Raw genomic sequence first — 24,738 nt, 5'->3', positions numbered from 1 at the left:
TTTTTATGTCAGGAATCATGATCGCACTGATCTCAGGAGCCCTGATGAGCATTCAGGGAGTTTTCAACACGGAGGTGACAAAGGCAACAAGTCTCTGGGTCTCCACCTCTTTTGTACAGCTGACGGCACTGATCGTCTGTCTTCTGGCCTGGGCCTTTAAAGACGGGCAGAGTTTTCTGACGCTGCTGGAGGTACCAGACAAATGGGCACTCCTGGGAGGCGTCATCGGAGCCTTTATCACGGTGACTGTCATCCGAAGTATGGCAGATCTCGGACCGGCCAGAGCAGCCATGCTCATCGTGATCTCGCAGCTTATCGTAGCCTGGCTCATCGAGCTTTTTGGCTGGTTTGGTGTGGAACAAACACCTTTTGAATGGAAAAAACTGGCAGGGATGGGGCTTGCTGTTATCGGGATCGTCCTCTTCAAATGGTAAAAAAGTTTTAAAAATGTGTTGTAAAAATGTGAAATTTCCGCTACAATAATATTGTCTGTGTAAGGGGCCTTTCATCGGAGGATGAAAGGAGATACAGAAAAAATGAAACATGTCTGGCAGATTTTTCTTTTTCTGGCGGTTCTGGTAAGCGTATGCTGTACCGGCTGTGAGAGAAAGCAGGCGATGGAAATAGAAGAGGAAACTTTTCCGGTTGTCTCATCCGTGGCGGAGGAGAGCGGAGAAGCATATACAGAGATTTCCCGCATGACTTTGTTTGTAGATGTCCGGGGAGCCGTGGCAGTTCCGGGAGTGTATGAACTTCCGGAGAAAAGTCGGGTTTTTCAGGCAGTGGAAGCGGCAGGAGGCCTTCTTCCGGAAGCGAAAGACGAGCTGGTGAACCAGGCGGCAGAGCTAACGGACGGACAGCAGGTCTATATCCCCTTTAAGGGAGAGGCAGTACAGGAGGCTGCTGATCAGGCGGAGACGGACGGCAGAGTCAACATCAACACGGCAGGGGCAGAAGAACTTATGACCCTTCCGGGGGTCGGAGAGGCGAAAGCAGCGGATATCATTGCCTATCGTGAGGCAAACGGCGGTTTTTCCTCGCCGGAGGACATCATGCAGGTGAGCGGGATCAAGGATGCCATGTTTCAGAAGATCAGGGATAAGATTAAGATTTAGTAAGGAGAATGGCCCATGGCAAAGAAAGTACTGGTAGTGGATGATGAAAAACTGATCGTGAAAGGAATCCGTTTCAGTCTGGAGCAGGATGGAATGGAGGTGGACTGTGCCTATGATGGTGAGGAAGCCCTGAATATGGTCAGAGAGAAGGATTATGATATCGTTCTTCTGGATGTGATGCTGCCCAGGCTTACCGGTTTTGAGGTATGCCAGGCGATCCGGGAATTTTCATCGGTGCCGGTCGTAATGCTGACTGCCAAGGGTGATGATATGGATAAGATCCTGGGACTGGAGTACGGTGCGGATGATTACATCACCAAGCCGTTCAATATCCTGGAGGTCAAGGCAAGGCTGAAGGCCATTATGCGCCGTACCGCCAGAAAGGCGCCGGAAGAGAGCAAAAGCAAAGTGGTGGAAGCCGGAGATCTTCGTCTGGACTGCGAAGGGCGCCGTGTGAGCATTGCCGGAAAGGAAGTCAACCTTACAGCGAAGGAATTTGATGTCCTGGAGCTTCTTGTTTTCAACCCGAACAAGGTGTACAGCCGGGAAAATCTTTTGAATATCGTGTGGGGTTACGAATATCCGGGTGATGTGCGTACCGTGGATGTACATATCCGCCGCTTAAGAGAGAAGATCGAAGCGAATCCCAGCGAGCCGAGATACGTTCATACCAAATGGGGCGTAGGCTATTATTTCCAGCAGACCTGACAGACAAGGAAAAAAGACAGGTCGCCTGACGGCGGCATCACCATAAAGAAAGGTCGGCGTTTTTTGCGCCGGCCTTTTGTTGACAGGGGAATGACAGTGAAAAAATTTTTTAAGGGAAAATGGATCCGGCAGTACGGAAAAAGCCTGCAGTTCCGCATTTTTGTCATTTTTATGCTGGTGGGTATCATTCCCATCATGCTGATCAAGCAGGGAATTTTAAGAAGCTTTGAGGAACAGAGCATCACGCAGAGAGGCTCGCTTGTGCAGAACCAGTGTATCAGCCTGGCAGAAGAACTGGTCCGTTCCGGCTATCTTCTGGGAAACACCTCTGAAGTGGCAGAGATGGAGCTTTCCCAGCTGGCCGGGCTTTATAATGGCCGCATCGTCATTGTGAACAACGGTTTCCGGATCATTAAGGATACATACGGCCTGGATGAAAACAAACTCATCATTTCAGAAGAGCTTCTGAAGTGTTTTCAGGGCGCCAGGACCATGCGTTACGATGAGACCAGCGGGTTTATTGAAATGACGATCCCGCTGGAAAATGACGCGGATGAGGTGGAAGGTGTGCTGGTCATCAGTACGCCTACCAATGATATCCAGGAGAGCCGGTCGGCTTTAAGCCACAGGGTACTTCTTCTTCAGATCGGTATGGCGGCGCTTGTTTTTCTGGTAGCTCTTTATACCTCCAGGCTTCTGATTCGTCCGTTCGGAAAAGTCACACAGTCTTTGGATGAGATGACGGGCGGCTTTCTGGATGAGGATATTTCCATTCCGGACTATACGGAGACGCAGCTTCTTTCCGAAGCGTATAACCGGATGCTGAAACGGCTCCGTGTGCTGGAGGATTCCAGACAGGAGTTTGTATCCAACGTATCCCATGAACTGAAAACGCCGATCACCTCCGTGAAGGTGCTGGCGGACTCCCTGATCGCCCAGGACGATGTGCCGGTAGAGCTTTATAAGGAATTCATGACGGATATCGGTGAGGAGATCGACCGGGAAAACAAGATCATCAACGATCTTTTGTCTTTGGTGAAGCTGGATAAAAAGGCGGCGGACCTTCAGATCGAGGATAAGAACATCAACGAGCTTCTGGAACAGCTCATCAAGCGGCTGAAACCCATCGCTGATAAGAAAAAAGTGGAACTGGTACTGGAAAGCTTCAAGCCTGTGGTAGCGCAGGTGGATGAGACAAAACTGAGCCTGGCTCTTTCTAATCTGGTGGAAAATGCCATCAAGTATAACAAAGAAGAGGGATGGGTCCGTGTTTCACTGAATGTGGACCACAAATATTTTTATGTAAAAGTGGAGGATTCCGGTATTGGTATTCCGGAGGAATCACAGGAACATATTTTTGAACGTTTTTACCGGGTGGACAAATCCCATTCCAGAGAGATCGGAGGCACGGGACTTGGTCTTGCCATTACCAGAAGTGCCGTTCTTATGCACCGGGGAGCCATCAAAGTATACAGTAAACTGGGTGAGGGTACGACCTTTACGGTCCGTATTCCTCTGATCCATGCAGATTGAGGAGGCCTGATATGAAAAAAACAGTATCGTTTCTGGGTATTTTTCTTCTTGCCCTTCTTCTGGCCGGCTGTTCGGAAAATAACGGCAGCTCCATGCAGTATCAGGTGTATTATGTAAGCACCTCCGGAACAAAACTGATAGAGGAGAGTTATACGCCGGAGAACTCGGCTTCTCCCAGAGAGGTGACGGAAGAGCTTCTGGAAAAAATGGGGCGTCCCCAGGTGGGAAGCGACCATGTGAAAGCACTGCCGGATGAAGTCCGGGTCGATCATTGTCTTCTGAAAGCCAGGGAAGTAGATGTGGATTTTAATGAGGCATACAACGATATGGATCCGGTCCGTGAGATCCTGGTCCGTGCAGCGTTTGTCAATACACTGATCCAGGTATCCAACGTGGAGCAGGTGGTGATCACGGTCAACGGGGAACCACTTGTGGATGAGGCCGGCGATGTGGTAGGTGCCATGACGGCAGAATCTTTTATCAATACCGGAGGCAATGGGATCAACTCTTATCAGAATGCGACCTTGTCCCTGTATTTTGCAGACAGTGACGGCAGTCTGATGGAGCGGGAAATGAGAAATGTCCATTACTCTTCCAATTCCACGCTGGAAAAAGTCGTGCTGGAGGAACTGATCAAGGGTCCGGTAAATTCCAGACTGCAGGCTGTGCTGCCGCCGGAGACCAAGGTGCTGTCTGTCCAGAAGGATGGCAGTGTCTGTACCGTTAATTTTGATGCTGCTTTTAATGCGGCCCCTTCCGCAGAGTCCAATGTGTCCGCAGAGACCAGTCTTTATGCGGTGGTGGATGCACTTACGGATGCGGTCGGTGTCAGGGAAGTGATCATACAGATCGAAGGCTCCCGGGAGATCCGTTATCGGGATGAGATCGATCTGAATCAGTCCTTTAGCAGACGGGAGGATCTCATCCGTCAGGTCGTTTCCAGTGAAAGTGATGTGCTGGAGCCTTCGGTAGGTGTCGATTCACTCTGGAAGAATTTTTTTTGATGGAAAGGCGCATATATGACGAAACGTCCCCTTCTTCTGGCGTTTCTGCTGGCGGCTTTTCTGATCCTGGTGCTGGGGGAGCGGGGGCTTCCCGCTTCCCGGCAGCCGGAGCTTTCCGATGGGGAAACGGTCACGCTGACCGGCATCGTGGAAGAAATCGCGGAAAAAGAAAACAGCCGGCAGATCCGTCTGTCTCATATTTATCTATCATCTGATCTATCTTATCAAAGACAGGTTCTTGTCTACGAAAATCAGCAAACAACATTAAAAATCGGATACAAAGTAAAAGCAGCAGGAAGCTATGCGCCTCTGGAGGAGGCTTCCAATCCCGGTCAGTTTGACCAGAAGGCCTATTATGAAGCCAGGGGCATCGGTATGGTTCTGAAAAAAGCAAAGCTTACCGTGATCGAGGCAAAGGAAAATATCTTTTTTCAGAAGCTTTATGAACTGCGCTCTTTCTGGGCGCAAAATCTGGAAAAGATCACAGGAAAAGAAGAAGCCGCTCTTCTCAAGGCCATGCTTCTGGGAGAAAAAAGCGGTCTGAAAAAGGAACAGAAGGAGCTTTACCAGTCTGGCGGGATCTCGCATATCCTGGCGATCTCCGGCTTGCATATTTCACTTGTTGGCATGCTTCTTTATCGCTTTTTACGGAAGAAAAAGAGAAGCTATCCTTTTTCTGCCCTGGTGAGTGGGAGTTGTATGGTGGTTTATGGTTTTCTCACCGGCTTTGGAGTATCGGCCAAAAGAGCTGTTTTTATGTTTCTTGTTTATTTGGGAGCGGAACTTCTGGGAGAAACCTATGATGTGGTTTCCGCTCTGGCACTTTCCGGGCTTCTGATCCTGGCAGAGCAGCCCTTGCAGCTGTTTCAGTGCGGCTTTCAGCTCTCGTTTCTCTCGGTGGGGGCGGTGGCCCTGGTTTATCCGGCCCTTCAAAAAAGGCTGGGCTGGAAGAAAAAAGCGGCAATGAGCCTGCTTTCCGTGCTTTCTGTGACGCTTTTTACGCTGCCGTGTACCCTTTACTGGTTTTACGAGTGGATGCCTTATGCGGTTTTTCTGAATCTTATCGTGATCCCTCTGGTGCCGGTGGTGTTTCTTTCCGGAGCGGCCGGGATGCTGACGGGAGGCGTTTCTGTGGCAGCGGGCATGTTTCTCGCCGGGGCTTCCGCGGGTGTTCTGAGGTTTTTCCAGACACTGCTGGAGCGGACAGAGGTGCTGCCGGGAAGCAGGGCGGTCATCGGGCAGCCGGAGCTGTGGCGGATCGCACTGTATTATGTGCTGGTGGGAGCAGCAGTGTGGGGAGGGAGATGTAGAGCGAGAAAAAAGAATCAACACAGAATAGAGGTCAGAATATTTTTTATCATTTTCGCTCTTTGTATTCTCTGTCTTCCATTCCACCGTCCCGTCGAAGTCACTTTCCTGGACGTCGGTCAGGGAGATGCGGGTTTTCTTCGCACGGAAGCAGGTACTACCTGTCTCATTGACGGCGGCAGTACGACGGTTTCCGATGTGGGGACCTACCGCCTTTTGCCATTTCTGAAATCGAGGGGAGTTTCTTCTCTGGATTATCTCTTTCTTTCGCATATGGATGCCGATCATATCAACGGGGCGGAGGAACTTCTGAAGGATCAGTTCCGTGGGATCCCCATCCGCCATCTTTGTCTGTCAGCACTTCCGGGGGATGAGACCAGGGAACGGCTGGAGAAAGAAGCCCGCCTCTTTGGTACAGAACTTTGTTACATCAGCCGCGGGACGGTTTTTCGGGAAAAAGGGGCAGAGATCCGCTGCCTTTCTCCTGTGAAAGATCAGAAAAAAGAAGATGAGAATGAAAACTCGGAGGTTCTCATGGTGGAAATAAGCGGTCTTCGCATTCTTTTTACGGGGGATCTGGGCGAAGAGGGCGAACAGGAGCTTTTGGAAGCAGGAACGGATCTTCGGGCGGCTGTTCTGAAGGTGGGACACCACGGTTCCCGTTTCTCCACCGGGGAAGACTTTCTGGAGGCGATTTCTCCGGGATTTGCTGTGATCTCCTGTGCAGAGGACAACCGGTACGGACACCCGGCGCCGGAAACGGTCGAAAGGCTGGAACGGGCAGGCTGCCGTATCTTCTATACCATGAAAAGCGGCGCCGTCACACTTTATCCGGTCAACGGAAAAAAGGGGTGGAAATTGGAACAGAAATTCGATAGAATAGAGAGAGGTGATTCATATGAACATTCGTGAGATGGCAGAACAGCGGGAGGCGGATTATCTTAGTATCTATGCCTCCCTGAGCAGAGAATCCAGAGGAAGAGAGCGGGAAGAGCCGCCCTGCGATATCCGGCCGGTCTATCAGAGAGACCGGGACAGGATCCTTCACAGCAAGGCATTCCGGCGGCTGAAGCATAAAACCCAGGTTTTTCTTCTTCCGCAGGGAGACCATTACCGGACGAGACTTACGCATACACTGGAGGTAGCGCAGACAGCCCGGACGATCACCAGGGCACTGCGGCTCAATGAAGACCTGGCGGAGGCCATTGCCCTTGGTCATGATCTTGGCCATACACCCTTCGGCCATGCGGGAGAGGGAGCCTTAAATGAGATCTGTCCCTTAGGCTTTGCCCATTACGAGCAGAGTGTCCGGGTGGTGGAGCTTCTGGAGAAAAAAGGCGAAGGGTTGAATCTGACCTGGGAGGTACGGGACGGGATCCGGAACCACCGGACAGCGGGACATCCTTCCACGATGGAAGGAAAAGTTGTGCGGCTTTCCGACAAGATCGCCTATATCAATCATGATATCGATGATGCAGAACGGGCAGGGATCCTTTCCGAGGCGGAGCTTCCGGAGGCGTTTTGCCGGGCGTTGGGGCACAGTACCAGAGAACGGCTCAACACGCTGATCCATGATATTGTAAAGAACAGCTATGAAAAACCGGACATTTATATGTCACAGGAGATCGAAGAGGCCATGCAGGGGCTTCGGAGTTTCCTTTTTGAACATGTATATTACAATCCCGAGGCCAAGCAGGAAGAGCGAAAGGCCCGTGAGATGATCCAGGAGCTTTACCGGTATTACAACCGCCATGCGGATCGGATGCCGAAGGAATATCTGGAACTGATTTATAAGAAAAACCAGCCTCAGGAACGGGTGGTCTGCGATTACATTGCAGGAATGACCGACCAGTATGCGATCGACCGGTTTGCGGAGATCTTTATTCCGAAGGCTTGGAGAGGATAGAACTGCTACGGATGCAGCGGAAGGAGTGTAAAGATATGTATTATGCAGAAGATGTGATCGAGGAGGTGCGCTCAAGAAATGACATCGTCAGTGTCATTTCAGACTATGTGAAACTTCAGCGGAAGGGAAGTTCCTACTTTGGCCTCTGTCCGTTCCATAATGAAAAATCCCCTTCTTTTTCCGTGAGTCCGGATAAACAGATGTATTACTGTTTTGGCTGCGGGGCAGGTGGAAACGTATTTACCTTCATTCAGGAATACGAGAATTATTCCTTTCCGGAGGCTTTGAAATTTCTGGCAGAGCGGGCAGGCATTACGCTTCCGGAAAAAGAATACTCCCAGGAGGAGCGGCAGGCACAGGATCTTCGGACACGGATCCTGAATGTAAATAAAATGGCGGCAAAATACTATTATTACCAGCTTCGGAGCGAGAATGGCCGTCAGGCGATGGAATATCTGAAAAACAGACGGCTTTCCGATGAGACCATCCGGAGCTTCGGTCTTGGCTATTCCAATAAATACAGCAATGACCTGTATCTTTATCTGAAAAAACAGAACATTTCCGATGAGCTTCTCAGGGAGTCCGGTCTGATGAATGTGGATGAGAGAAATGGCATGTATGATAAATTCTGGAACCGTGTCATTTTTCCGATCATGGACGTCAATAACCGTGTCATCGGTTTCGGCGGCCGTGTCATGGGAGACGGAAAGCCGAAATATCTGAATTCCCCGGAGACGCGGGTTTTCGACAAGAGCCGGAATCTCTACGGCCTGAATGTAGCCAGGACTGCCCGGAAAAAGAACCTGCTGGTCTGCGAGGGCTATATGGACGTGATCTCCATGCACCAGGCGGGGTTTAAGAATTCAGTAGCATCTCTGGGAACCGCCCTGACGACGCAGCATGCCAGCCTTTTGAAGCGTTATACGGATGAGGTCATCCTGACCTACGACAGCGACGGAGCCGGCGTGAAGGCGGCACTCCGGGCCATTCCCATGCTGAAGGCGGCAGGGATTTCCACGAGAGTTCTTCATATGGATCCTTATAAGGATCCGGATGAATTTATCAAGACACTGGGAGCGGAGGCTTTTCAGGAACGGATCGATCAGGCGGAAAACAGCTTTCTTTTTGAAATCTCCATTCTGGAACGGGATTTTGACATGCGCGATCCGGAAGGAAAAACCGGTTTTTATCAGGCGGCTGCCCGGAAGCTCATGGAATTTGAACAGGAACTGGAGCGGGAAAACTATATCCAGGCGGTGGCGGAACGGTACCATATCAGCTTTGATTCCCTGCGGAAAATGGTAAACCGGGAAGCCATGCGCGGAACCGCTCCCAGGCGGGAACGGGAAGAGGTCATCCGGCCTCAGAAAAAGAAGGAAAAAGAGGATGGGAAAAAAACGTCCCAGCGTCTTCTCCTGACCTGGCTCATCGAGCAGAAGGGGCTGTATGAAAAGATCAGCGCCTACCTGGCACCGGAGGACTTTACGGACCCTCTTTACCGGGAAGTGGCGGAAAAGCTTTTTGAACAGTTAAAGAACGGAGAAGTGAATCCGGCCCGGATCTTAAGCGCTTATGAGGATGCGGAGCAGCAGCGGGAGGTGGCGGCACTTTTCAATGCCACGGTACCGGTGGAGACAAAGGCAGAGCTGGAAAAGGCTCTGAATGAAACGCTTCTTCGGGTGCTGCGGGGAAGCATCGAGTACCGGACCGCACATCTGGATCCGGCAGATATGGCAGGACTTCAGAAGATCGTGGCGGATAAGAGAAGAGTGGAAGCCATCGGAAGGCTGCATATTTCTCTGGACTGAGGGAAAAATACAAAAATAAGGAGGATTTGCGTGCAGTTATCACAGCGTTTACTGGCAGTGGCCGATCTGGCTTCTGCCGGCCATTGTCTGGCGGATGTAGGTACAGACCATGGATACATACCGATTTATTTGATGGAAAAAGGAAAATATGAGAGAGCCATTGCCATGGATGTGAAAAAAGGACCTCTCCTCCGGGCGGAGGAAAACAGGAGGATCCATGGCTTCGAGGAGCGGATGGAGCTTCGTTTAAGTGATGGTGTCCAGGCTCTGAAGGATGGTGAGGCGGATACGGTAGTCATTGCAGGCATGGGCGGAGGCCTGGTGATCCACATTCTGACAGAAGGGGAAAAAGTGCTCCGGAGTGTGGAGACCCTGGTACTCCAGCCGCAGTCGGAATTCGGCCGTGTCCGGGATTTCCTGGAGAAAAAGGAATATCGCATCGAAGAAGAACATATGCTTTGTGAAGATGGCAAATATTATGCCATGATGCGGGTGAAGCATGGGAAAATGGCTCCGCTGACAGAGGTGGAAAAGAAATACGGTCCGGTGCTTTTACGAAAAAAAGATCCGGTCCTGAAAGAATTTCTGGAAAGAGAAGAGAGGAAGTTTGAGGAGATCCGGGAGCACCTTGGAGTGATGGAGGGAGAGAAGTCGGCTCTCCGGAAAAAAGAAGTGGAAAAGGAACTGGAAGACATTCGTGCAGCAAAAGAAAGGTTGGACTGAAAAATGGATGAAACAAAACTGACAGTTACTATAGAAGGAAAAGAATACACTTACGAAAAGGGAACTTCCTACCGCAGGATCGCGGAGGATTTCAAAAACTCCAAAGACCATGATATCGTGCTGGTGACCGTGGACGGACGGCTGCGGGAGCTTCATCACACCCTGAAAAAGGACTGTGTGCTTGATTTTGTGACCACAGCGGATAAGATCGGTGACAACGCCTACCGCCGGAGCATGCTTCTCATGATGCTGAAAGCTATCTATCATACAGCCGGTCATGAAAACGTAGAGCATGTCCGGGTCCAGTTTGCCGTGGGGAACGGTCTTTACTGTACAATTTCCGGAAATGTGGAACCGGATGCGGCTTTTCTGAAAAAAGTAGAAGAGAAAATGCACGAACTGGTCAGGTGTGCCATTCCCCTGGAGAAAAAGAACATCCAGACGGATGAAGCCATTGCCCTGTTCAGCCAGTACGGCATGAAGGATAAGGAAAAGCTCTTCCATTACCGGAGAGTTTCCCGGGTAAATATCTATAACCTGGATGGTTTTGAGGATTATTACTATGGTTATATGGTGCCGGATACCGGATATCTCCGCTATTTCAGGCTTCAGCCCTTTGATGAAGGCTTTGTCCTGGAGTTTCCGGACCGGAAACAGCCGGAGATCATCGGTGAATTCCGACCGCAGCCAAAGCTTTTTGCCGTGCAGAAAGAAACGCTTCACTGGAGCCGTCTTCTTGGTATCACAACCGTAGGGGATATGAATGACTACTTTGTGAAAAAGGACGCAGGAGAGCTGATCCTGACGCAGGAGGCCTACCAGGAAGGGAAGATTGCTGAGATCGCAGCGGAGATTGCAGCAAATCCGAAAAAGAAGCTTGTGATGATCGCCGGACCTTCTTCGTCCGGAAAGACTACGTTTTCTCACCGCCTTTCCATTCAGCTGGCGGCCCACGGCCTGAAACCTCATCCCATTCCTGTGGATGATTATTTCAAAAACAGAGAAGAAACGCCGAAGGATGAGAATGGAAACTACAATTTTGAGTGTCTGGAAGCCATTGATACGGAGCTTTTCAATCACGATATGAACGCCCTGCTTCGCGGGGAACGGGTGGAAATGCCCTGCTTTAACTTTGTTACCGGAAAACGGGAATACAGAGGGAAAGTCCGTCAGCTTGGAGAAAATGACATTCTGGTCATTGAAGGTATCCACTGTCTCAATGATGCATTGAGCTATTCTCTTCCGAAGGAGAATAAATTTAAGATTTACATCAGCGCGCTGACGTCTCTGAATATTGATGAACACAATCGGATCCCTACCACAGACGGACGGCTGATCCGCCGGATCGTCCGGGATGCCAGAACAAGAGGAACTTCGGCAAAACAGACCATTGCCATGTGGCCTTCTGTGCGAAGGGGAGAGGAAAACTACATTTTCCCTTATCAGGAGGATGCGGATGTCATGTTCAATTCTGCCCTGATCTATGAACTGGCAGTTCTGAAAATGTACGCAGAGCCGCTGCTTTTCGGCATTGGAAAGGACGAGCCGGAATATCAGGAGGCAAAACGCCTGCTGAAATTCCTGGATTACTTTGTAGGCATTCCGAACGACAGCGTACCGGTCAACTCCCTTTTAAGAGAATTTATCGGAGGCGGCTGTTTCAACGTATAAGAAGACAAGAAAATGCCGGTCAGGCAGAGGTCTTGAAAAACCTCGCCCGACCGGCATTTTTCTGTAAAATCATTTCTTTCTGGAATGACGATATTTCTCTTCGCAGTACTGGCAACGGTAGATCTCTTTTTCCTCATCTGCCAGGAAAAAGACCTGATCCAGACCCTGCTCGATGGATGTGATACAGCGTGGATTCTTGCAGCGGATCACGTTGGTGATCTTTTTCGGAAGGGAGAGCGGTTTCTTCTCTACGATCTTGCCGTCACGGACGATGTTGACGGTGATGCTGTGGTCGATAAAGCCCAGAACATCCAGATCCAGCATTTCTGGAGAACACTCCACTTTAATGATATCCTTTTTGCCCATCTTATCGCTGCGGGCATTCTTGATGATGGCTACGCAGCAGTCCAGCTGATCCAGCTTCAGATAACGATAGATCTCCATGCTTTTTCCTGCCTGGATGTGATCCAGGACAAAACCTTCACTTAACTGTCCTACACTTAACATACTTTTACCTCCAGAAGAGTCAGAATCAATGCCATACGGACGTAAACGCCGTACTGTACCTGTTTAAAATAAACGGCTCTGGGATCATCGTCCACTTCCACGGCGATCTCATTGACACGGGGAAGTGGATGAAGGATCAGCATATCAGAGGGAGCCAGTTCCAGCTTTGTTTTGTCCAGAATATAGAAATCCTTCATGCGTACATAATCCTCTTCATTGAAGAAACGCTCTTTCTGTACACGGGTCATGTAAAGGACGTCAAGCTCAGGCAGTGCATCCTCCAGACGGACTTCTTCTTTGTACTCAATGTGATTCTTATCCAGGACATCCTCACGGATATAGCTGGGAAGACGAAGCTCTTCCGGAGAGATCAGCACAAAACGGATGCCGGTGTAACGGACCAGTGCATTGATAAGGGAATGAACGGTACGGCCGAACTTCAGATCACCGCAAAGACCGATGGTCAGATTGTTGAGACGGCCCTTTAAAGAGCGGATCGTCATCAGGTCGGTCAGTGTCTGGGTGGGATGCTGGTGACCGCCGTCGCCGGCATTGATCACCGGGATCCGGGACTTGGAAGCGGCTACCATAGGAGCACCCTCCTTGGGATGACGCATGGCAACAATATCAGCATAACAGGAAACGACACGGATGGTATCGGCCACGCTCTCTCCTTTGGAGGCGGAACTGGAATCGGCCGAAGAAAAACCAAGTACAGACCCCCCGAGATTGAGCATTGCTGCTTCAAAACTTAAGCGGGTTCGTGTGCTTGGTTCATAAAAAAGAGTAGCGATCTTTTTACCATCACAGGCATGTGCGTATTTCTTTGGATTCATTTCAATGTCTTTTGCCAGGTCGAGGACTTTTTCCAGCTCTTCCACGGAAAAGTCCAGGGGACTCATTAAATGTCTCATAGATATCTCCTTTGCTGTTTTGACTCCGGGCACTACGCCCGGATGCGTTTTTACTATCATATACCAAAGGGAAAAGAATTTCAAGAATTGTTTTGGAATTTTCTTTTGTGTGTGCTATACTGATTTTAAATCAGGGTAATACTTAAACTTGATGCAAAGGTTTGTGCCTGCAGGAGCAGGCTCCGGATGCGGAAAAACTGAGCAGGTATCATAGAAAAACAGGAGGCGTGTCTATGAAATTTCAGGAACGGAAAAGATGGCTGTTTTTCGGCCTTCCTTTTACTTTTACAACGTATCATGTGACAGAAGAATTTATTACGGTAAAAAGCGGTCTGCTCCGCCAGAAAGAGGACGACTGTTATATGTACAAGATCGTGGATACCCGGCTGGTGCGTTCTCTGGCGGAACGGATCTTCGGCCTCGGTACAGTGGAGTGCTTCGGAGGAGATGCGACAGATCCGGTGCTTCATCTGAAGCATATCCGTCATTCCAAGGAGATAAAGAACTTCATCCTGGCAGCTTCGGAAGAACAGCGTGCCAGAAAGAGGACGCTTCAGACGCAGAACATCGGAAACAGAGGACCGGTGCCTGTGGACCTGGATGGTGACGGAATTCCGGACCTTCCGCCGGGGCATTCTTGTGACTGTGACCATTAAAATAAAAACATCCGCTGGCTCCTGTCAGAAATGGCAGGACAGCGGATGTTTTTGTATATGCTCGAAGAAGAGTCCGGCCAGGAGCCAGAGCGGAGCGTAATCCAGACGGATCACACCATGGATGTTCAGCGGGCTGTCGCTGTAATCCCAGGGACACCAGTCTTTTCTTTTTAAGAGCAGACCGGTGGAAAATTCCACCAGAAAGATCCCGAGCATATAGAGATTTCCGCGAAAAAGCGGATGTTTCTTTTGGAGAAGCCGGGATAAAGGGCCAATGAAGGCGGCACAGCCGTAGATGGGAAACATCCACAGGGAGGAATGACCGGTGAGTTTATAATCCCGGCGCCGGAAGGAGTCAAGCCCGGTCCACAGGATCTCCATGCCCCAGCCCAAGATGCCGCATTGAATGAATGTTTTTCTCATATAAAACAGGATTCCCGGATACGGTAAAATTATTCAGGATGTTCCGATCAGCAGACCGCAGATCTGTGCGTGGAACGGCCGGATGTACTTTCTTTAATACAATGACTCCGCCCTTGAAAAAACGGGGCTTTTATACTATAATACATGTTTAACGAGGGAATAAGAAAAAGTCCCTCGGAAGGAAGAATGGAGACAAATGAATTACGAAGAGGCAAGAGTATATTTAGACAATGTGGCTAAATACGGAAGTGTACTTGGCCTGGATGCCATGAGAGAGCTTTTGAGACGCCTGGGGAATCCGGAAAAGGGACTGAAGATCGTCCACATTGCGGGGACTAACGGAAAAGGCTCTGTCCTGGCTTTCCTTTCCACTGTGCTGACAGAGAGCGGCTATCGGGTGGGACGGTACATTTCACCGACACTGTTTTCCTACCGGGAAAGGATCCAGGTGGATGGAGAATACATAGAGAAGGAGCCGCTGGCAAGACTGGTCACAAGGATCCGGGAAGCATCGGAAGCCATGGACCGGGACGGACTTCGGACGCCTACGGCTTTTGAGATCGAGACAGCACTTGGGCTTTTGTATTTTGCAGAGAAAAAATGTGACATTGTGGTTCTGGAGACAGGCATGGGCGGAAGAGATGATGCCACCAATGCCATCGCTGAGGTGATGATGGAGATTTTTGCATCCATCAGCCTGGATCATCTGGGCGTTCTGGGAAATGATCTGACAGAGATCGCGGAGTGTAAGGCAGATATCATCCGGAAAAACTCCCTGGTGATCTCCGCGTTTCAGAAGGAAGAGGCGGCAGAGGTGCTGAAGCGCACAGCAGCAGAACGGAATGCGAAGCTTATTACCGTCGATCCGGGACAGATCTCTGATGTGAAATACGGATATGAAGAGCAGAGCTTTTCCTATGGAGCGGAAAAAAACATCCGGATCCATCTGGCAGGCGCTTATCAGATCGAAAATGCAGCGCTGGCCTGGGAAGCTGTGCAGGGACTTCGAAGCCTTGGCTTTCGAATCTCTGACGAAGCATTTCGAAGAGGCATGGAAAAGACCGTCTGGAGAGGCCGCTTTACCTGCATTCACAGGGAACCTCTGGTCATTATGGACGGAGCGCACAATGAGGATGCGGCAAAGAAACTGGCAGCTTCGATAGAAACTTACTTCCCCGGAAGGAAGATTTCCTATATCATGGGAGTGTTCAAGGACAAAGAATATGAGAAAGTCATCCGTATCACAGCCCCCTATGCGGCGAAAGTGACAGCGGTGGAAACACCGGGCAATCCGAGGGCTCTTCCGAAGGAAGAGCTGAAAAAGGTCTGGGAGACCTTTGGCGTACCGGTGACAACGGCAGATACCATTGCGGAAGCGGTCAAAGAGAATATCACATCTGCAGAAAAAGAGGAGATCATCCTCGTGTTTGGCTCCCTGTCGTTTTTGGGAGAAGCGGAAAAAGCAGTGAAGGAACTTGGCTGAAAGGCAGCCGGAAGAAGGAGATTTGAAATGGATCAGGAAAAAATCAGAGAAGGCGTTAAATTAATCCTGGAGGGGATCGGAGAAGATCCGCAAAGAGAGGGACTTTTGGAGACTCCGGACCGGATCGCCCGGATGTACGAGGAGATCGCCGGCGGAATGTATGAGGATGCAGGCGTGCATCTTTCCAAGCGCTTTCATGTGGATAATAATGAGATGGTAGTAGAGAAAGACATCACCTTTTATTCTCTCTGCGAGCATCACATGCTTCCGTTTTACGGAAAAGTGCATGTGGCGTATGTTCCCGATGGAACGGTAGTGGGCCTGAGCAAGATCGCAAGGACCGTAGAGGTGTTTGCCAGAAGACTGCAGCTCCAGGAGCGTCTGACGGCTCAGATCGCAGATGCTTTTATGGAACACTTGAATCCGCAGGGTGTGATGGTCATGATCGAAGCGGAGCATCTGTGCATGACCATGAGAGGCATCAAGAAACCGGGAGCACAGACCGTTACGGTCACTACCCGTGGTGTTTTTGAAAACAATGAAAAGCTTCAGAATACTTTCTATCGGATGATCGGAAGATGATGGAGCGGGTGAATGAGATCCTTCAGGATCCCTTATATCGGACCTGTCTCTCGAAGATCGCTTTCTTCGAGAGAGACAGGATCTTCTGTGGCCATGACATGGCACATTTTCTGGATGTGGCACGCTTGGCCTATCTTTTTAATCTGGAAGAGAATCTGAAACTTGAAAAAGAAGAGATCTATACGGCGGCCCTTCTTCATGATGTGGGCCGTTTTGTGCAATATGAAGACGGGACACCGCATCAGCTGGCGAGCCTTCCGCTGGCAGAAAAACTCATGGACCGGCATGGCTATACGGAAGAAGAGAAAGCACGTATTCTGAGAGCCATTGAAAATCACCGGAACCGGGAGATCCGAGATGAAAAAAGTCTGACAGGCATTCTTTACCGGGCGGATAAAATGTCCCGGAGCTGCTTTGGCTGCAAGGCAGAGAAGGAATGTGACTGGAGTGCAGAAAAGAAAAATCTGATCATAGAGTACTGAAGTGATGGAGGAAACAGTTTATGAAAATCGGAAATAGAGAGTTTGATCTTAAAAATCACTGTTATGTTATGGGAATCCTGAATGTGACACCGGATTCTTTCTCTGACGGAGGCAGATGGAATCAGCTGGATGCGGCAAAGAAGCATACGGAGGATATGATCCGGGAGGGGGCAGCCATCATTGATATCGGCGGAGAATCCACCAGACCCGGTTATGAAAAGATTTCCGACGAAGAGGAGATCAGCCGTGTGGTCCCCATGATCGAGATGGTAAAAAAAGAATTCGGCGTACCCGTTTCCGTTGATACGTATAAAAGCGGTGTGGCAGAGGCTGCCCTTCAGGCAGGAGCTGATCTGGTCAACGATATCTGGGGACTGAAGGCAGATGAAAAACTGGCTGGTGTCATTGCAAAATACGATGCATCCTGCTGTCTGATGCACAACCGGGACAATACCGATTATCAGGATTTCCGGAAAGAGCTTCTGGACGATCTGAGAGAGACCATCGCCATTGCGAAAAAAGCAGGCATTAAAGAAGATAAAATCATTCTGGATCCGGGTGTCGGTTTCGGAAAGACCTATGAACACAACCTCATTGCGATTCACCATATGGATGATCTGAAAGAGCTGGGATATCCCATTCTACTTGGAACCTCCAGAAAATCCGTTGTAGGACTGACACTGGATCTTCCGGCCTCCGAGCGTGTGGAAGGTACCATGGTGACGACAGTTTTCGGTGTGATGCAGGGAGCCGCTTTTGTCCGTGTTCATGACGTGAAAGAGAATTTCCGTGCCATTCAGATGACAGAAGCCATTCTCCATGAGAAAAAGTGGATCGTAGAGTAAGGAGGTTTATATGGATAAGATACATATCAGAGATCTGGAGCTTTACTGCAACCACGGTGTTTATCCGGAAGAAACCTTTCTGGGACAGAAATTCCTCTTTGACGTGACCCTTTACACCAATACAAGACCGGCAGGGCTGACGGATGATCTGGAAAAATCCATCAATTACGGCGAGATCAGCCATCAGATCAAGGATTATATGAGCAGCCATACCTATAAGCTTCTGGAAGCGGCAGCCGAGAATCTGTGCCGGGAGCTTCTTCTGCAAACAAAAGGCCTGGAAAAGATCCATCTGGAGATCAAGAAGCCCTGGGCACCGGTCAATCTTCCGTTAGATACCGTTTCCGTAGAGATCGAGCGGAGCTGGCATACAGCTTACATCGCTGTTGGAGCGAATATGGGAGAAACGGAAAAGACAGTACGGGAGGCCATTCAGGAGGTAGGCACCATCAAAGACACCACAGTGACCAGAGTCTCCAGCCTCATTGTGACCAAGCCGTATGGTGTTGTGGAGCAGGATGATTTCCTCAACGGAGCCATGGAGGTGCGGACCCTTCTCACTCCAGAAGAACTTCTTGAGGAGCTCCACCGCATAGAAGCGGAGCATGGAAGGGAACGGGTGCTTCGATGGGGACCGAGAACGCTGGATCTGGATATCATTTTTTATGACGATCTGGTGATGGATTCCGAGGAACTGACCATTCCGCATATCGATATGCAGAACCGTGATTTTGTGGTGGATCCCATGGCAGAGATCGCACCCTATAAACGTCATCCCATTTACGGAAAAACAATGAAAGAGCTAAAAGGAGAATTACATGGAGAACTTATTGGAGCTGCGAAATGAGATCGATGCTATTGACAGGGAGATCGTAGATCTTTTTCAGAAACGGATGAAGATCAGTTCCGAGGTGGCAGAATACAAGATCAGCACAGGAAAAAAGGTGTTTGACCGCACCAGGGAAGCACAGAAGATCCAGGCAGTGACAGAACTGGCAGACAATGATTTCAACCGTCACGGGATTGAAGAACTTTTTCAGCAGATCATGTCCATGAGCCGGAAACTGCAGTATCAGCTTCTGGCGAAAAATGGTGTGGTAGGACGCCTTCCCTTTATTGCTGTTGAAGGAATTGAAAAATCACGGGTGCGTGTGGTTTTCCAGGGGGTAGAGGGAGCCTACAGTGAGGCAGCCATGAAAGCATTTTTCCAGGAGGATATCACCTCCTTCCATGTGGAACACTGGCGGGATGCCATGGAGGCCATTGCGGAAGGATCCGCAGATTTTGCTGTCCTTCCGATTGAAAATTCCACTGCGGGAAGTGTCAGCGATATGTACGATCTCCTCATGGAGTTTGAAAACTATATCGTGGGCGAGCAGGTGATCCGCTGCCAGCACAACCTTCTGGGTCTTCCGGATGCGGAGCTTTCTGACATCCAGACGGTTTATTCGCACAGCCAGGCACTTTCGCAGTGTAAGGAATATCTGGGAAGCCACAGAGACTGGAAGCAGATCCCCATGGTAAATACCGCCATGGCGGCCAAAAAGGTAAAAGAAGACGGAGACAGAACCCAGGCGGCCATTGCCAGTGCTTTTGCCGGTGAGAAATTCGGGCTGAAGATACTGGCAGACAAGATCTACGACAATGAGGCCAATTCTACACGGTTCATCATTGTGACCAATCAGCGGATCTTCCGGTGGGATGCCAAAAAGATCAGCATTTCTTTTGAAGTACCGCATGTCAGCGGAAGCCTTTATAACATCCTGTCCCATTTTATCTACAACAACCTGAACATGACGAAGATCGAGTCCAGACCTATTCCGGGAAGAAACTGGGAGTATCGTTTCTTTGTGGATTTTGAGGGAAATTTAAACGACGGCGGCGTGAAAAACGCACTCCGCGGCATCCGTGAGGAAGCAAATAACATGCGGATTCTTGGAAACTACTGACACCGGACTGAAAAAGCTGCCAGGCAGCAGAGCGGTTCACAGGGATAAGACAAAAAGAGGAGTTTGAAAAAATTTATGACAAGGATACATGAACTGATCGTATACCGAAATTTTGAACAGGGACAGATCCTGGAGGATATGGCCTGGATCTTTGACCACGCAGGCAGTGAATATTACAACGAGGAGGATCTTCGAAGCCTTTACTATGAGTGCATTCACGGTCTGGTGGATCTGGCAGGCACGTATGGATTTGAAGGAAATCTCTGGCATACCTATCTGACCTACCTTCTGGTGAACAATGAAAATGTATTCAGTACAGCCAGTGAGATCCGTGGAGAGATCAGCGGCAGCATCAATGAACTTGCCTACCATGACTTTGAGATTTTTAAAGAACTGTATGATTTTGATTTTGCAGTTGTGGAAAAAGCACTGGAAACCTCCTGCTATGCCATGATTGCAGATTACCGGGGGTCTGACGACCAGGGAAAAATGTTCAACAAGCGCATCCGGGACCGGATCTGTGAGCTGAGCCGCCGTCTGGGAAACACAGCCTCCATTGATGAATTTAAAAAAGATATGAGCGGTTTTTATAAGGATTTTGGTGTGGGAAAATTAGGCCTGCACAAAGCCTTCCGTGTAGCCCATGATGAAGAGGGCGTCCATATCGTACCGGTCACCAAGATCGCCCATGTACATCTGGATGATCTGGTGGGCTACGAGGCAGCAAAGAAAAAGCTCATTGACAATACAGAAGCCTTTGTGGAGGGCCGTCCGGCAAACAACTGTCTTCTCTTTGGAGATGCAGGAACCGGAAAATCCACGAGTATCAAGGGAATTCTGAACGAATATTATGACAGAGGGCTTCGGATCATCGAGGTCTATAAGCATCAGTTCCAGGATCTGAACGAGGTGATCGCTCAGATCAAGAACAGAAATTACCGTTTTATCATTTATATGGATGATCTTTCTTTTGAAGAATTTGAGATCGAATACAAATATCTGAAGGCAGTTATTGAAGGAGGTCTGGAGAGAAAGCCGGACAATATCCTGATCTATGCCACCAGCAACCGGCGTCATCTGGTAAGAGAAACCTTTAAGGATAAAGAAGACAGGGACGAGGAGCTTCATACAAATGACACCGTTCAGGAAAAGCTTTCTCTGGTATACCGCTTCGGTGTGACGATTTACTTCGGGGCACCGGATAAGAAGGCATTTCAGAATATCGTGCGGACTCTGGCGGAAAAATATCACATCGATCTGCCGGAGAAGGAGCTTCTTCTTCAGGCAAATCAGTGGGAACTGAGTCATGGCGGCCTCTCCGGACGTACCGCCCAGCAGTTTATTGATTACCTCTGCGGACAGAAGAAGGAAAACTGAAAAACCTGCCGCTTTCAGAGAAAGGGGGATTTATATGCAGTATACATTGTTTGGAGCCATAGATATCGGCTCATCGGAAATGGAATTAAAGATTTTTGAGCTTTCCAGAGGAAAAGGCATGCGAGAGATCGACTGCATCCGCAGCCGGCTGGAGCTTGGAAAAGACACGTATGCCACCGGAAAGATCAGCACAGAAAAGCTGGAAGAGCTCTGTCTGGTGCTGAATGATTTCATTTCCATCATGAAAAGCTACAAGGTAGATGCCTACCGGGCTTATACCACCAGTGCCATTCGGGAGGCGAAAAACCGGACGATCCTTCTGGATTATCTGGAGAAAAAGACAGGCCTGAAGATCGAAGTACTGGATAACGCAGAGCAGCGTTTTCTGGATTACAAGTCCATCGCAGCCCAGGCCAATGAGTTTAACCGGATCATTGAAAAAGGCACAGCAATCCTCGATGTGGGAGGCGGCAGTGTTCAGGTTTCTCTTTTTGACAAGGACAGCCTGGTAGCGACCCAGAATATCCGGATCGGAAATCTCCGTATCCGGGAGCGGGTGGCGGCTATGGAGCATATGTATGGCCATTTCGAAGAACTGGTTCAGGAAATGACCCGCAGTGAGCTTCAGAATTTTAAAAAAATGTACGTCAAAGACAGAGAGATCTCCAATGTGATCCTGGTGGGAGATTATCTGGGGGGGCTTTCCAAGGCTGCATCCCTTTCCATTGAAGAGTTTCAGAAGATCTACGACGGTGTGATCCATGCGGAGCCGTCTGCTGCGGCGAAGCAGTTTGATCTGCCGGAGGAGAGCATTTCTCTGATCGTGCCCACGCTCATCATCTGCAGCGAATTTATTTCTGCCATGGGAGCAGAGAGCATCTGGATGCCCGGCCTGAACCTGAATGACGGAAATGCATATGATTACGCACAGAGAAACCGGATTATCCGGGCCGGCCATAATTTTGATGATGACATCTTGGCCTCTGCCAGAAATATCGCCAAACGCTACCAGTGCAGCAAGAGCCATGTAAAAATCATGGAAAATCTGGGTTTGCAGATCTTTGACCGGATGAAAAAGGTTCATGGTCTGGGAAGCCGGGAACGCCTCCTGCTTCAGATCGCCGTGATCCTTCACGGCTGCGGCAAGTACATTTCTCTCAGTGATCCGGCAGACTGCTCCTACCAGATCATCATGGCGACCGAGATCATCGGGCTTTCCAGAAAAGAGAGAGAGATCATTGCTTATGCGGTCAAGTTCAATACCATGGAATTTCCGTATTATGAGGAACTGAGCCGTGAGACCGATCTGGACCGTTCGGAATATCTGACGGTAGCCAAGCTGACGGCCATTCTTCGGGTGGCCAATGCCTGTGACCGGAGCCATAAGCAGAAATTTGAAAACGTGAAAGTCAGCTTAAAGGAGAAGGAACTGATCATTCAGGTGGATACGCCGGAAGACATCATTCTGGAGATGGGGCTCTTTGCAGAAAAAGCAGCTTTCTTCGAAGAGGTGTTCAGCATTCGTACCTCGATCCACCAGAAAAAACGGATGTAAGAGGAGGCAAAACAAATGGAAAAAGAATTAAGCATGTATATGGATCCTGCGTATTATACCAACCGGGAACTGAGCTGGATCAAATTCAATGAGAGAGTCTTAAGCGAAGCCAGAGACAAAAACCTGCCCCTTTTTGAACGCTTGAAATTTTTAAGCATTACAGAATCCAACCTGGATGAATTTTTCATGATCCGTGTCGCCTCTTTGAAAGATATGGTCCATGCGGGCTATACAAAAAAGGATCTGGCAGGGCTTACGGCTTCTGAACAGCTGGAACTGATCCTGAAGCAGGCACATGAACTGGTAAACCAGCAATATTCCACCTACAGCCGTTCCCTGCTTCCGGCACTGAAACAGAACGGACTGGAGGTTGTGGTAAGCCATGAAGACCTGACGAAAGAGCAGGGAGATTTTGCAGACCGGTATTTTGAGGAGAATGTCTATCCGGTGCTGACACCGATGGCTGTGGATTCTTCCCGTCCGTTCCCACTGATCCGGAATAAATCCCTGAATATCGGCGCTCTGATCGCCAAGAAAGACGATCCGGAGAAAAAGGTCGATTTTGCGACCGTACAGGTTCCTTCTGTACTGCCCCGTTTGGTACATCTGCCGGATGGAAAGGATGGCGGAAAACGGGTGATCCTTCTTGAAGAGATCATTGAGCGGAACATCGGTCAGCTTTTCCTGAACTATGATGTGATCTGTGCGGATCCTTACCGGATCATCCGGAATGCGGATCTGACCATCGATGAGGATGAGGCAGCGGATCTTTTAAACGAGATCCAGAAACAGCTGAAGATGAGAAAATGGGGAGAAGTCATCCGTCTGGGCGTACAGGACAGCATGGATCCCCGGCTCTTAAAGATCCTGAAAAAAGAATTCCATATCCAGGGGGAGGATATTTTCCGTGTAGGCGGTCCGCTGGACCTGACATTTCTTATGAAAATGTACGGAATGGAAGGCTTCGACCATCTGAAGCATCCTTCCTATAAGCCGCAGCCCGTGCCGGCTATGATGAATGACGACGATATCTTTACACAGATCCGAAAAGGAGATATTTTCCTTCATCATCCGTATATGACCTTTGATCCGGTGGTAAATTTCGTGAAACAGGCAGCTAAGGATCCGGATGTCCTGGCGATCAAGCAGACCCTTTACCGCGTCAGCGGCAATTCACCGATCATAGCGGCTCTGGCGCAGGCGGCAGAGAATGGCAAGCAGGTTTCCGTTCTCGTAGAACTGAAGGCCCGTTTCGATGAGGAAAACAACATCATCTGGGCGAAGATGCTGGAGAAGGCCGGCTGTCATGTTATCTATGGTCTGGTGGGATTAAAGACACACAGTAAGATCACGCTGGTGGTCCGCCGGGAGGAGGATGGCATCCGCCGTTATGTACATCTGGGTACCGGAAACTACAACGATTCCACGGCAAAACTCTATACAGACTGTGGTCTTCTGACCTGCTCAGAGCCGATCGGAGAGGATGCCACAGCAGTCTTTAACATGCTGTCCGGTTATTCCGAGCCGAGAAAATGGAACAAGCTGAGTCTGGCGCCTCTCTGGCTCCGGAATAAATTCATCAGCCTGATCCGCAGGGAAACCAGTAATGCAAAACAGGGAAAACCGGCGCATATCATTGCAAAGATGAATTCTCTTTGTGATAAGGAAGTCATCGCGGCTCTTTATGAGGCTTCCGCAGCAGGGGTAAAAACAGAACTCATCATTCGCGGTATCTGCTGTCTGAAGGTGGGAATCCCAGGGATCAGTGAAAATATCAGCGTTCGTTCCCTGGTAGGAAATTTCCTGGAGCATGCCCGGATCTTCTATTTCCTGAACAACGGACAGGAAGAGATCTATATGGGAAGTGCGGACTGGATGCCCAGAAACCTGGATAAACGGGTAGAGATCCTCTTCCCGGTGGAAGATGCTTCTATTATGAAAGAGATCCGTCATATTCTTGATATCCAGCTGGCAGATAATGTGAAAGCGCAGATCCTTCAGCCGGATGGAACGTATGTGAAGATCGACAAACGTGGAAAGAATCTCGTCTGCGCGCAGGAATATTTCTGTGAAGAGGCGATGGAAAGAGCAAAGGAACAGATGCCCGCAGAGGTGCACTCCGAGAGAGTGTTTGTGCCGGCAGAACCGATGGATTGAGTGAAAGAACGATAAAATAGCAGTGCCTCGTA

Annotated in this window: 23 protein-coding genes; 20 read left to right on the top strand and 3 right to left on the bottom strand. The window is 49.5% G+C overall.

What is annotated here, in order from left to right; translation table 11 throughout:
- Positions 1-5: 5 nt before the first annotated feature.
- The 10 genes from DXA57_RS04580 (at position 6) to DXA57_RS04535 (ending at position 11,776) form a co-directional block, all read left to right on the top strand.
- Complete coding sequence (locus DXA57_RS04580; protein ID WP_117765091.1) at positions 6-434, top strand: DMT family transporter; 429 nt, start codon at positions 6-8, stop codon at positions 432-434.
- Between the two features lie 102 nt (positions 435-536).
- On the top strand, positions 537-1,115 hold the full coding sequence (locus tag DXA57_RS04575; RefSeq protein ID WP_158571231.1) for a ComEA family DNA-binding protein: 579 nt from the start codon (positions 537-539) through the stop codon (positions 1,113-1,115).
- Between the two features lie 15 nt (positions 1,116-1,130).
- A complete protein-coding gene (locus tag DXA57_RS04570) occupies positions 1,131-1,823 on the top strand; it encodes a response regulator transcription factor (RefSeq protein WP_117765087.1) in 693 nt (230 codons plus the stop codon).
- A gap of 96 nt (positions 1,824-1,919) precedes the next feature.
- Positions 1,920-3,356 (top strand): ATP-binding protein, encoded by a 1,437-nt coding sequence (locus DXA57_RS04565; RefSeq protein ID WP_330423193.1) that lies wholly within the window; start codon positions 1,920-1,922, stop codon positions 3,354-3,356.
- A gap of 11 nt (positions 3,357-3,367) precedes the next feature.
- Positions 3,368-4,360: a GerMN domain-containing protein gene (locus DXA57_RS04560; protein WP_117765085.1), complete on the top strand. Its 993-nt coding sequence runs from the start codon at positions 3,368-3,370 to the stop codon at positions 4,358-4,360.
- 15 nt (positions 4,361-4,375) lie between these two features.
- Positions 4,376-6,580: a DNA internalization-related competence protein ComEC/Rec2 gene (locus DXA57_RS04555; protein WP_117765083.1), complete on the top strand. Its 2,205-nt coding sequence runs from the start codon at positions 4,376-4,378 to the stop codon at positions 6,578-6,580.
- Positions 6,567-7,574 carry a deoxyguanosinetriphosphate triphosphohydrolase gene (locus DXA57_RS04550; RefSeq protein WP_117765081.1) on the top strand — a complete coding sequence of 336 codons (1,008 nt, stop codon included), beginning with the start codon at positions 6,567-6,569 and terminating at the stop codon, positions 7,572-7,574. The genes DXA57_RS04555 and DXA57_RS04550 overlap by 14 nt, the downstream gene beginning before the upstream one ends.
- Before the next feature lie 35 nt (positions 7,575-7,609).
- A complete protein-coding gene (gene dnaG, locus DXA57_RS04545) occupies positions 7,610-9,382 on the top strand; it encodes a DNA primase (RefSeq protein ID WP_117765079.1) in 1,773 nt (590 codons plus the stop codon).
- A 30-nt stretch (positions 9,383-9,412) separates the two neighbouring features.
- Positions 9,413-10,105 carry a tRNA (adenine(22)-N(1))-methyltransferase gene (locus DXA57_RS04540; RefSeq protein ID WP_117765077.1) on the top strand — a complete coding sequence of 231 codons (693 nt, stop codon included), beginning with the start codon at positions 9,413-9,415 and terminating at the stop codon, positions 10,103-10,105.
- A 3-nt stretch (positions 10,106-10,108) separates the two neighbouring features.
- The gene (locus DXA57_RS04535) at positions 10,109-11,776 is read left to right on the top strand and encodes a nucleoside kinase (RefSeq protein WP_117765075.1); all 1,668 of its coding nucleotides are present in this window, start codon (positions 10,109-10,111) and stop codon (positions 11,774-11,776) included.
- A 69-nt stretch (positions 11,777-11,845) separates the two neighbouring features.
- Here the strand turns inward: DXA57_RS04535 and DXA57_RS04530 are convergent, their stop codons facing one another.
- Entirely contained in the window at positions 11,846-12,283 is a 438-nt protein-coding gene (locus DXA57_RS04530; protein WP_117765073.1) for an aspartate carbamoyltransferase regulatory subunit, read from the bottom strand.
- A complete protein-coding gene (pyrB, locus tag DXA57_RS04525; RefSeq protein WP_117765071.1) occupies positions 12,277-13,197 on the bottom strand; it encodes an aspartate carbamoyltransferase in 921 nt (306 codons plus the stop codon). The genes DXA57_RS04530 and pyrB overlap by 7 nt, the downstream gene beginning before the upstream one ends.
- Positions 13,198-13,430: 233 nt before the next feature.
- Between pyrB and DXA57_RS04520 the strand changes: the two genes are divergently transcribed.
- Positions 13,431-13,853 (top strand): PH domain-containing protein, encoded by a 423-nt coding sequence (locus DXA57_RS04520; protein ID WP_117765069.1) that lies wholly within the window; start codon positions 13,431-13,433, stop codon positions 13,851-13,853.
- A gap of 24 nt (positions 13,854-13,877) precedes the next feature.
- Here the strand turns inward: DXA57_RS04520 and DXA57_RS04515 are convergent, their stop codons facing one another.
- Complete coding sequence (locus tag DXA57_RS04515) at positions 13,878-14,276, bottom strand: putative ABC transporter permease (protein ID WP_117765067.1); 399 nt, start codon at positions 14,274-14,276, stop codon at positions 13,878-13,880.
- Between the two features lie 196 nt (positions 14,277-14,472).
- Between DXA57_RS04515 and DXA57_RS04510 the strand changes: the two genes are divergently transcribed.
- The 9 genes from DXA57_RS04510 (at position 14,473) to DXA57_RS04470 (ending at position 24,706) form a co-directional block, all read left to right on the top strand.
- Positions 14,473-15,759 (top strand): bifunctional folylpolyglutamate synthase/dihydrofolate synthase, encoded by a 1,287-nt coding sequence (locus DXA57_RS04510; protein ID WP_117765065.1) that lies wholly within the window; start codon positions 14,473-14,475, stop codon positions 15,757-15,759.
- A 27-nt stretch (positions 15,760-15,786) separates the two neighbouring features.
- The gene (folE, locus tag DXA57_RS04505; protein WP_117765063.1) at positions 15,787-16,341 is read left to right on the top strand and encodes a GTP cyclohydrolase I FolE; all 555 of its coding nucleotides are present in this window, start codon (positions 15,787-15,789) and stop codon (positions 16,339-16,341) included.
- Positions 16,338-16,823 carry an HD domain-containing protein gene (locus DXA57_RS04500; protein ID WP_330423192.1) on the top strand — a complete coding sequence of 162 codons (486 nt, stop codon included), beginning with the start codon at positions 16,338-16,340 and terminating at the stop codon, positions 16,821-16,823. Before folE ends, DXA57_RS04500 begins: the two co-directional genes overlap by 4 nt.
- Positions 16,824-16,843: 20 nt before the next feature.
- Positions 16,844-17,668: a dihydropteroate synthase gene (gene folP, locus DXA57_RS04495; RefSeq protein ID WP_117765061.1), complete on the top strand. Its 825-nt coding sequence runs from the start codon at positions 16,844-16,846 to the stop codon at positions 17,666-17,668.
- Between the two features lie 10 nt (positions 17,669-17,678).
- On the top strand, positions 17,679-18,515 hold the full coding sequence (gene folK, locus DXA57_RS04490; protein WP_117765059.1) for a 2-amino-4-hydroxy-6-hydroxymethyldihydropteridine diphosphokinase: 837 nt from the start codon (positions 17,679-17,681) through the stop codon (positions 18,513-18,515).
- The gene (pheA, locus tag DXA57_RS04485) at positions 18,487-19,617 is read left to right on the top strand and encodes a prephenate dehydratase (RefSeq protein ID WP_117765057.1); all 1,131 of its coding nucleotides are present in this window, start codon (positions 18,487-18,489) and stop codon (positions 19,615-19,617) included. Before folK ends, pheA begins: the two co-directional genes overlap by 29 nt.
- 75 nt (positions 19,618-19,692) lie before the next feature.
- Entirely contained in the window at positions 19,693-20,994 is a 1,302-nt protein-coding gene (locus DXA57_RS04480) for an ATP-binding protein (RefSeq protein ID WP_117765055.1), read from the top strand.
- 34 nt (positions 20,995-21,028) lie between these two features.
- Positions 21,029-22,549 (top strand): Ppx/GppA phosphatase family protein, encoded by a 1,521-nt coding sequence (locus DXA57_RS04475; protein ID WP_117765053.1) that lies wholly within the window; start codon positions 21,029-21,031, stop codon positions 22,547-22,549.
- A 15-nt stretch (positions 22,550-22,564) separates the two neighbouring features.
- Entirely contained in the window at positions 22,565-24,706 is a 2,142-nt protein-coding gene (locus DXA57_RS04470; RefSeq protein WP_117765051.1) for an RNA degradosome polyphosphate kinase, read from the top strand.
- The last annotated feature ends 32 nt before the right edge of the window (positions 24,707-24,738 follow it).

The sequence above is a fragment of the Blautia sp. OF03-15BH genome (assembly GCF_003463065.1).
Lineage (GTDB): Bacteria > Bacillota > Clostridia > Lachnospirales > Lachnospiraceae > Limivivens.
The sequence above is the reverse complement of the archived record's forward strand: the minus strand, read 5'-3'. Positions and strand labels throughout refer to the sequence as shown.